The 2,517-nt window shown below is 31.8% G+C and carries 2 protein-coding genes; both read left to right on the top strand.

The genetic code is table 11. The features are described from left to right. Positions 1-1,355: Rib/alpha-like domain-containing protein (locus tag AC2FB1_RS10735; protein WP_490675235.1), on the top strand; the 1,355-nt coding region annotated here is incomplete at its 5' end. A gap of 677 nt (positions 1,356-2,032) precedes the next feature. Next, the coding region (locus AC2FB1_RS10730; RefSeq protein ID WP_490675234.1) for a YSIRK-type signal peptide-containing protein at positions 2,033-2,517 on the top strand (485 nt) is incomplete at its 3' end.

Raw genomic sequence — 2,517 nt, 5'->3', positions numbered from 1 at the left:
ATACACCAGGAACAACAAACGTAGATGTGACGGTAACATATCCAGATGGAACAAAAGATCATGTTAAAGTTCCTGTAACGGTAGGAGAAGAAGCAGATAACGATGCTTACGAACCAAACGTAGAAGAAGTTAACAAAGACTACGGTACACCAACAACAGAAGAAGACGTGACAGGAGCAGTTACAGTACCAGATTATCCAAGTGAAAAAGAACAACCAGTTATCACAGTGGATAATCCAGATCAATTACCAGACGGTAATACACCAGGAACAACAAACGTAGATGTGACGGTAACATATCCAGATGGAACAAAAGATCATGTTAAAGTTCCTGTAAAAGTAGGAGAAGAAACACAAGCGAATACTAATGATCCAAGTTATGATAATGTAACAGTAGATCCAGGAGAAACAGTCAAAGTGCCACAAACTGGTGATAATACAATGCCGGATGGCACTCAATATGAAATTGACAAATCGAAAGTTCCTTCAGATTGGGAAGTAACAGTTGACCATAATACTGGTGAATTAACTGTAAAACCTTCGGAAGATGCAGTACCAGGAACATCTATAGTTATACCAGTGACGGTAACGTATCCAGATGGTTCTACAGAAGAAGTATCAACAACGATTACAGTAGGAGATGTGATTGATATTCCAGCGCCAACAGTTAACCCGGTTGATGATAATGATACTGAAGTTACGGGAACAGATGGTACACCAGGCAACACAATTGTGGTTACATTCCCAGATGGTAGTACTTCAGAAGGCAACATTGATAAGGATGGTAATTGGACTGTTGATATTCCAGACGGCGTAGATCTTGATAAAGGTGATGTAATTACTGTTGTTGAAAAAGATAAAGATGGTAAAGTATCTACCCCAACAAAAGTTGTTGTAGGAGAAAATTGTGATAATCCATCAAATGGAGACAATTCAGGAGATGGAACAGGCAATGATTCATCAGATGGAGATAACTCAGAAGACGGAGCAGATAAAGGCTCATCAAATGAAGATAATTCAAAAGATGAAGAAGGTAATAACTCTTTAGATAGCAATAATTCAGTTGAAGGAAATAAAGATAGTCTAACTGATAATAACGCTACTACAGATTCAAATAATACTGCGTCTGTTAACAACACTGATCAAACAGATTCAAACAATGACGAATCAGAGTTAAGTGAAGATAATAATACTTCAAATAATACTCATAAACAAAATAATAGTGAAGCTAAAGCATTACCTGAAACAGGTAATAATGAACAAAATAATGGCACTTTACTTGGCTCTTTATTTGCTGCTGCTGGTACGCTCTTCTTAGCAGGAAAACGTCGTAAAAATAGATCAGATAAAAAGTAGTTTACTACTACAATGAAAATAGTCTTCCCACTATTTGGGAGGGCTATTTTTTTGATTTTGGATAAGTAAGTTGTGTGAGAAGAGTTAGTATTTTTAATAAAGTAAGACAAATTGAAATTATAGATATGCACTGTATAAGTGAAAAATACTTGTATAAAAAACATTATCTTAGTTATACTATTTTACTTTGATAACTTCTAAATCGATTATATTCAATTAAATTTAATTTCTAAATTAGCTTCCATATCTAATCTTTAAAGAATAAAATATTTAGTAAATTGATTAAAATTTTTTGATAAAAAAGTATGTTGAGTGTTATAATATTTTAGTTGAAATTATGAAAATGCATGTAATTTACTTGTAAATTTAAACAATATTAAAAAATATTTACTATATTGAAAGAGAATAGTTTATTGTCAATGTACGTTGTTAATTTTAAGAAAATACATTGTAGGACAATTTATTAGATTTAAAAAGATTAGAACATCTCATCTTTTGATAGACTTAATATTTATTTTTTTATTGTAAAAAAATTTAAAAACATTGTGTTAAATGAGAAGATAGATTACTCTATATACGTATTTACATATAAAAGTATATGTAGCTTTCATGAAAATAAGTATATTTTTATTTTAACTATAAAAACCTTTTAAAAGAGATTTACTGGGAGGTAAAGTATGAATAAAAGAAGACAAGGTCCTATTAAAAAGAAACTGGATTTTATATCAAACAGACTAAATAAGTACTCCATAAGAAAATTCACAGTAGGAACAGCTTCAATATTAGTTGGTGCTACTTTGATTTTTGGTCACGCTGACGATGAAGCAAAAGCAGCTGAAGAAAATCATATGAAAAATACTTCTCTAAATAGTCTAGAGAATGATAACGACAAAAATAATCAAAAAGTTGACTTATCTAATGAAACTGCTACAACATTAACAGAAAAAACAACAACAAAAGAAGCGCCATCAAGTGAAGAAAATACAGAAGATGTAACAACAAAAGAAGCGCCATCAAGTGAAGAAAATACAGAAGATGTAACAACAAAAGAAGCGCCATCAAGTGAAGAAAACACAGAAGACGTAACAACAAAAGAAGCGCCATCAAGTGAAGAAAATACAGAAGATGTAACAACAAAAGAAGCGCCATCAAGTGAAGAAAC

Source organism: Staphylococcus sp. CoH_129_LAB_1 (assembly GCF_058191515.1).
Note: the sequence above shows the minus strand (reverse complement) of the source record. Positions and strands in the feature narration are given on the sequence as shown.